Origin of the sequence: Selenomonas sp. AB3002 (genome assembly GCF_000702545.1) — a bacterium.
Lineage (GTDB): Bacteria > Bacillota > Negativicutes > Selenomonadales > Selenomonadaceae > Selenomonas_B > Selenomonas_B ruminantium_A.
In genome coordinates, this window is the sequence record NZ_JNIO01000008.1 from 2,134,907 (window position 1) to 2,141,647 (window position 6,741).

At 53.3% G+C, this 6,741-nt stretch carries 9 protein-coding genes and 2 pseudogenes; all 11 read right to left on the reverse strand.

The window, feature by feature from the left end:
- Positions 1 to 71 precede the first annotated feature (71 nt).
- Positions 72 to 730, reverse strand: a pseudogene (locus P159_RS18910) (SIS domain-containing protein).
- On the reverse strand, positions 731 to 1,219 hold the full coding sequence (locus P159_RS19710) for a hypothetical protein (protein WP_051650461.1): 489 nt from the start codon (positions 1,217 to 1,219) through the stop codon (positions 731 to 733). It abuts the pseudogene before it with no gap.
- Between the two features lie 382 nt (positions 1,220 to 1,601).
- A complete protein-coding gene (locus P159_RS0118090; protein ID WP_029546277.1) occupies positions 1,602 to 1,877 on the reverse strand; it encodes a hypothetical protein in 276 nt (91 codons plus the stop codon).
- Between the two features lie 69 nt (positions 1,878 to 1,946).
- On the reverse strand, positions 1,947 to 2,108 hold the full coding sequence (locus P159_RS0118095) for a hypothetical protein (RefSeq protein WP_029546279.1): 162 nt from the start codon (positions 2,106 to 2,108) through the stop codon (positions 1,947 to 1,949).
- Between the two features lie 514 nt (positions 2,109 to 2,622).
- Complete coding sequence (locus tag P159_RS21315; protein WP_029546346.1) at positions 2,623 to 2,805, reverse strand: hypothetical protein; 183 nt, start codon at positions 2,803 to 2,805, stop codon at positions 2,623 to 2,625.
- Positions 2,798 to 3,703 carry a hypothetical protein gene (locus tag P159_RS21320; RefSeq protein WP_051650462.1) on the reverse strand — a complete coding sequence of 302 codons (906 nt, stop codon included), beginning with the start codon at positions 3,701 to 3,703 and terminating at the stop codon, positions 2,798 to 2,800. Before P159_RS21320 ends, P159_RS21315 begins: the two co-directional genes overlap by 8 nt.
- A complete protein-coding gene (locus P159_RS21325) occupies positions 3,673 to 3,975 on the reverse strand; it encodes a M48 family metalloprotease (protein WP_318253629.1) in 303 nt (100 codons plus the stop codon). Before P159_RS21325 ends, P159_RS21320 begins: the two co-directional genes overlap by 31 nt.
- Entirely contained in the window at positions 3,914 to 4,270 is a 357-nt protein-coding gene (locus P159_RS21330) for a hypothetical protein (protein WP_318253630.1), read from the reverse strand. The genes P159_RS21325 and P159_RS21330 overlap by 62 nt, the downstream gene beginning before the upstream one ends.
- A gap of 47 nt (positions 4,271 to 4,317) precedes the next feature.
- Positions 4,318 to 4,485 carry a hypothetical protein gene (locus tag P159_RS20845; protein WP_185753788.1) on the reverse strand — a complete coding sequence of 56 codons (168 nt, stop codon included), beginning with the start codon at positions 4,483 to 4,485 and terminating at the stop codon, positions 4,318 to 4,320.
- A 41-nt stretch (positions 4,486 to 4,526) separates the two neighbouring features.
- Complete coding sequence (locus P159_RS20360; RefSeq protein ID WP_051650464.1) at positions 4,527 to 4,718, reverse strand: hypothetical protein; 192 nt, start codon at positions 4,716 to 4,718, stop codon at positions 4,527 to 4,529.
- A 364-nt stretch (positions 4,719 to 5,082) separates the two neighbouring features.
- Positions 5,083 to 6,436, reverse strand: a pseudogene (brnQ, locus tag P159_RS18930) (branched-chain amino acid transport system II carrier protein).
- Positions 6,437 to 6,741 lie beyond the last annotated feature (305 nt).

Genomic DNA, 6,741 nt, shown 5'->3' on the forward strand with positions numbered 1-6,741 from the left:
TACGATTTACTGCTACTCATACAGTTTATCATAATTCCACGCCAAGGGGGCTTTATCCTGCTTATAAAGTTTTATTCTCCAAAGAATTCATTCTCTGCCGCAATGCAGAGCATGTGATAGACAGGCAGATGATACTCCTGAATCTTGAAAGTCTCGTCCTCAGGCACGCAGATGGTGATATCTGCCATGTTCTTCGCCTTGATCTTGCCGCCTGATTTACCGGTGAGGGCAATGGACTTCACGCCCTTGGCCCGGGCCATGTCCAGGGCATAAATGACATTGGTGGAGTTGCCGGAGGTGGAGATGGCCAGCAGCACATCACCCTCATCCCCCATGCCCAGAAGCTGCTGGGCAAAGGAAAGGTCCGGCGCCTGGTCGTTGGCAAAAGCGGTGTTGAGGGCCACCTGATTCACCATGGAAAGGGCAGGCAGGGCCCCCTGCAGATTCTCCATGAAGTAATCAGCAGAATCCGGGCAGACCTCACGGAAGCGCTGCTCCATCTGCTTGTCCAGCTTGCGGGGCAGCAGAAAGCCCTTCATGAGCTCACCTACCACGTGCTCTGCATCTGAGGCGCTGCCGCCATTGCCGCAGGCAATGAGCTTGTGACCTGCGCGGTAGCTTTCGCATACTGCCTCCACTGCAGCTGTCATATCCTCCTTGCAGACGCAAGAGCAGGATAACGCTCAATGAGATCATCAACGGCTTTAAGTGTACTTGGTTTTACTGACATTTATATCTCCTTACCTGTTCCTATATCTCTCAGCCATGGATTTGGCATCGTACTCACCGCTGGAAATGCGGCTGATATCCTGATAAGCAGGACGTCCCTGACCATCCCGGGAGTAACATCCACCGGCTCGGAAGGACGCTGCCAGCCGCCCCTGTCATAGGAAGGGCTGCTGCCCTTTCCACGGAACCTGTTCCAGGCCCAGCGAAGGAGCATGATCAAAGCCCCGAAAAGAATGACATTGGCCACCAGGCCCAAGATATCCCCCAAAATTCCGCCAGAGCCAATGAGGCTGGCCAACATGTGGCCCAGGAACATACCGCCTGCCAGAATGCCCACCTGCCTCAGAGCAGAGCCCCAGCCAGAAGAGCTTTGGGCAGCGGTGCCAGCAGCCGCCGCATTGCTTTTGGCTGCTGCATTAGTCCCCGGCGCATCCTTTTCCAGGCTCTTGGCATCCTTGGACGGCTTGTAGTCCTTGCCATTACCGGACACGGATTTGGAATCAGAAGCCTTGCTGCTGGGGGAACTTGCCTTGGAGCCGCCGGCTTCGGTGCCGGTTTCGGCGCCGAGAACTTGGCCCCGCCCTTGGCTGCCGCAGCCACAGAATAAACAGCCTGATTATCAAGAGCAACGCCTGCAGGCGCTGCAACAGCAATCATCGTACCAATCATCAGCGAAGCAAGGATTTTCCTAGCATTTACCATAAAAAATTCTCCTTCTGTCTATATAAGCAATTGTATCGGCGTCCATGGATGGACGCCTCTGCGGCCCTTCGTGTTTGAGGATCAAACCGGGGCCGTTGTAAATATGCCACTGGCATATTTACCTTTTGGTTCGTTTTCTTTGCGCCAAAGAAAATGAACAGCCGAAACTGTTATCCTTCGTAGGATTTGATATCGTCTTCAAAAGCGTAGATTTCACCCACAGTGTCCAATTCCCCGGACAGATACCTGTCGATATCATCCACATCAATGTAGAGCTTGCAGTCAATATCCAGATACCCCTGTTCCCGGCCGCCGGAAAGGTCACGTATGGCCATGAGCTTTTCCCTGAGCTTCAGGAGCTCCGTACGGGTGGCGTGGATATCCAGCTTGATCTGGGGCACACCGTATTCCTTCAATACCTCATCCATAGTCATGCGCTGGGACATATCATTCATCCTCTCTTTGACCTTTTGATGTTTAGTCTAACAAAGCAGTTTGTAAAATATCTGAAAGACTTATTCCCCGGCATCATTACCATTCATATGGTCCAGTATGCTCTGGAGCTCCCTCTTCTGCCGCAGGTGGCTCTCATAATCCAAATCGTTGGAATCCACCCTCATGCGCCGCGTCAGCTCATCAATACGCGCCTGCAGGCGCCCCCTGATCTTGTCATCCATCTTAACTTTCATCCCTTCCCAAATAAATAACGTATTTATTATAACGCCGTTGTTCCAGTTTTGCCATAGGCAAAACTTCCGCTTAGCGTTTCAACAGGCTTGTCCCGTTATAACGCAGTTGTTCAAATTTTGTCGACAGACAAAATCTGAACAATGACGGTTCAACATAGCTGTTATGTTAACCGCGATAAAAAATATTGACCTCCACCGCTTGCGTGGGAGGGGACCACCGAAGGTGGCGGAAGGGGTAATGAGTGTCGAACCATGCCCTTCGAAGCCGCTTTCCCTCCTCGCCCTTCCACCGGCTACGCCGGTCCCCCTTCCCCGTTTCACGGGCAGGTAAGGCCTCAAACATATTGCGCCTACTATATTTAGATTTCCTTTCTTCCGCCACCTTTTTCGCCTCTGCCTGCTCTTTTTCAGCGCCTTATAATCCTTCTCGGAAATCTCCTTCAGGTACTCCTCGGGGATTCTCCTGAAAGCCTTGGGCGGAGCCTGTAAAGCTCCTTGTAATTCAGCAGGGCATTTTCCCGTCTCCCATCTCCTCGTAAATCTGCGCCGTCAGCAGCCAGGCCACGGCATTCTTCTTGTCCAGGGACTTTGCCTTCTCGCAGTCGGAAAGGGCCGCCTCCCTATCCCCTCTCATGCGGCAGACATCGGCGCGGTTCAGGAAGTTGTAGATATTCTTGTCATCCATGGACACGGCCTTGTTGGCATCGGCAAGGGCACCTTCGTAGTCTCCCTCCACCGCCCGGCACGGCCGCGGATGGCGTAGTTTTCCGCAGCATTATCCTGATTTTCTGCCGCGAAGGCGCGCTCCATCTGAAAGAGGGCGGCACTGCCCATGCCATAGTCACTGTAGGTATCGCGTTTTCCCTCATCTTCTTCACCACTTTGGCAGGAGCGGCCAAGGCCTTTGCCTGCTCCTGCTGAAGCTCCTCACGGCGCTTTGCTTCTGCCAGCTTCATCTGCTCCCGGAAGCCCGTGGCCTTTTCCACTCTGTAGGCCTTGGTCACCATTTCCTGCAGGCGGGCGCCAGTGCCGGTCCTTGCCAGGAAGTCATGGAGCACCTCATTTACCCGGTTGTCCTCCAGACAGGTCACGCCGCCTCTGCCGTCGCTGCGGAACTGCCACTCCTCCGGGCTGTCGTAGTCATGGAAAGCCCTGGACAGGGCCCCCGCCACATAGTAGGCATTTTCTGCCGTATTGTCGAACTCATCCCCTGTCCAGTCCACGGTGAGCAGCCATTCTCCATCTATATAGATATCCTTGCGCCCCTGCACCGTCACATGACCTGCCCCATAAGCACTCATGAGCTGTGAAAGCTTCGCCTCCCGCAGATCCGTATCAGGGTGGTCGTTGTAGTTCTCCTGCTCCTTGAGCTTGGGGTCAAGGTCCTGATACTCCATGACATTCTTTGTTTCATAAGTCAGGTAATAGCCCATGCGGTACATGGCCGCTGCTCCGCCGCCGGGATTGAAGCCGGCTGAGGCCATGAGGTAGAAGCCCCCTTCGTCAGCCTCATACTCCGTGGGCAGGGTCACATTCTTGGCAATGGAATAGTTCACCAGCGCGTTGAGCTTGTTCCAGTCCATAAGGCCTGCATCCATATTGAGGAAGGCCATGCCATAGTACTGGCCACCGCCTTGGCATAATTGTGGGCGCTGTGCTGCCTGAGGCCGTGAGTCATCTCATGGGCCAGCACCGCCGCCAGCTCATCCCTGTCGCACTGGAGCCCCCGCACCAAGGCCCGGTTGATGCTGATGTAATTGGTGGGATAGCAGGCAGCATTGAAGTCATTGCTGTCATTGATGCTCCACAGGAAAGGCAGGGAATCGGCCTTCAGGGCATAATCCCCCTTCTCCACCAGCTGCTCCATGACTTCGTTCACTATGGCCAGTCATGGTCATTCCTGTCCCTGCCATTGGCCCCCAAATCCTGAATCCGCCCGCTGATCTGGCCCTGGGATCATTGCCCAGCAAGAGCACGCTCTTGAGACTGGATTTGTAGGCAGCATAGACACCCAGGGCCTGGGCAGCTGCCGCCCAGGGGTCTACGCCTGCCTCCACCCGGGCAGCAGGCAGCGCCACTCCCATGCCCATCAGAGCTGCCAGGCACAGGGACAGGGCCTTATGCTTTATTAAAGAAAGTTGATTTTTCATATCATATCCTCCGTGCCCCATTGTACCACAAAGAAACCAGAATTCAATCAAAAGTGGAAGAAGTTCAGGCACTTCATGGCCAGCTTCCTGCCCTCCTCCTCAGGGTGTGCCAAAATGTGCTCCAATGTGTACACGTAAAAAAAGGAAGATATGGGTACATAGCGGCGGCCCTTCACCATATCCGCCTCCCGCAAGAGCTTCTTGTAGGCTTTCATGAAATCTTCCTCCGTAGCCTGATATTTTTTTATGATTTTTTTCAGTTTCCGGTCACGGGCACAGTAGGCATATATCCGGGCAATGAGCTCCTGCCTCTTAGGCCCGGAATTTCGCCTGCGTACTCATTTATTAACTCATTTGTCAAAGATGAGCGCTCCAATGACCTTTTCATCTCAAAAACGAAAAGTGTGCACAAAGCAACAAGCACACCAACCAGCAATACATTCATCATTCTCTCTCCTCCTCAGCAAACAGCCGCGCATTCATCTTTAATAATAACAAACTTTTTGCTCATTTTGGCACTTGGTTACATATTTTTTTCATATTTCTCTGTTAGTATAATACCTGTCAGCGAGAGGGATGCCTTGTCAATCCCCTAGGTATTCGGAACTCTTGTTGATTTCCCTGCAAGGGGGTTTATCCCACCCTCCTTGTTATCCCATTTCTCAAACGCTTTATCATCCCTTCCAAGCGTTTGTCCCTCCTGGATCGTGCAGGAGGGACTTTTTCTTTGCGCAAAAGAATTTTGTGCCCGTATCACAAACGCCCGGTGTGCACACTCGTCAAGTGTGCCACCGGGCGTTTTGTTCAACATATCAGTTCATATCAACTGCCTGGGTGTCGTTTTTTACCGTTACTTCTCCCCGCAGAAAGGAAATGCCAAGACCAATCCCTGCACCGATGATGGCCGGAATCAGCCAGCCCAGCATCAGGCTGTAGAATGGCACGTACTGGGCAAGGATGCCGTTCAGCACCGGCAGCTGGAAGCCAGCGGCATTCAGGGCATCCACCACAGCAAAGGCCAGAGTGAAATCAAGGGCCCAGCGATACACCGTACGGCGCTCGCCGATAACGCCATGGAACAGGGACAACACCACCATCACAATCACCAGCGGATAGATACCCACCAGGAAGGGCACAGCCAGGGTGATAATCTGAGTTAGACCGATATTGGAAACCACGAAGCTGAACGCTACGCCGAAGCGGAGCAGATCCTTATAAGTTACCTTATTATTAAAGAGTTTGTTGAAGAACCAGGCAGTGCCGGAAATGACGCCGCAGCTGGTGGTCAGGCAGGCCAGGCCGATGATGACTGCCAGCAGGAGGTTGCCTGCAGGACCGAAGAAGATGCCCACTGCCTCAGCCAGCAACTGGCCGCCGTTGGCAGAATGGCCCAGGACGCTGGCGCTGGTAGCACCCAGATAAGCCAGAGAACCATAGACAAGAGTCATGAGGAACAGGGCGATAAGGCCAGCCATCAGGCAGACCCGGCCAAGGGCTTTGGACCCTCCACCCCACGGGCGCGCACGGCATTGACCACGAGAGTACCAATGGCGATGGAAGCCAGGAGGTCCATGGTCTGATAGCCGTCCTGGAAGCCCTGGGCAAAGGCGGACTCTACATAGGAACCGGTAGCGGGCATGATGTCACCCAGGGGTGCGCCGAAGGCCCGCAGGAACATAATCACCAGGAAAACCAGCAGCACCGGGGTCAGCATCTTGCCCACCCGGTCGATGAGCTTGCTGGGGTTCAGAGCCAGCCAGTAGGTGGCACCGAAGAAAAAGGCCGTGTAGATGGCCTGTCCCATAGTCATGGTATCTTCCGTGAGGAAGGGGCGGATACCGATCTCAAAGGACACAGCCCCCGTGCGGGGCACGGCAAACATGGGGCCGATGGTGAGATAGAGAATCACCAAAAGGGCCGTAGCGAAAGCGGGCGGGTCATGCGGGAGATAAACTCAATGTACTTGCCTCCCTGCATGGCGATAGCGGCAATGCCCATAAGGGGCAGGCCCACGCCGGTAATGAGGAAGCCTGCCATGGCGGGCACCACATTATCCCCTGCTGCCTGTCCCAGCGCCGGCGGGAAAATCAGGTTGCCTGCGCCGAAAAAGATGGAAAACATCATGAGCCCCACACCCAGGAGCTCTCCTTTACTAAGGCTGTTCATTCTGCACTCTCCTTACAACATCATACATTGTGCGCTCGCAGTGTACATCTGATGACATATAAAAAATCATGCCCCATGATGCCCGAGCACGACCGAACCCGTATGACTATTGATTTTTGCTGAAGTAATTATAGCACAGGCCCATGTTACAATGCAACACATGATGCAAGAAAATCTCTCTCCAAAGTACACAGCCAAAATTTTTACATCTTCCCTGAAAATAACTATTTTTTCTTCATTAAGTGTAAACTTGACAGTCTTTTCCTTTCATCATTCTTCCATTGACTTTCTTTAGTACCTAGTAT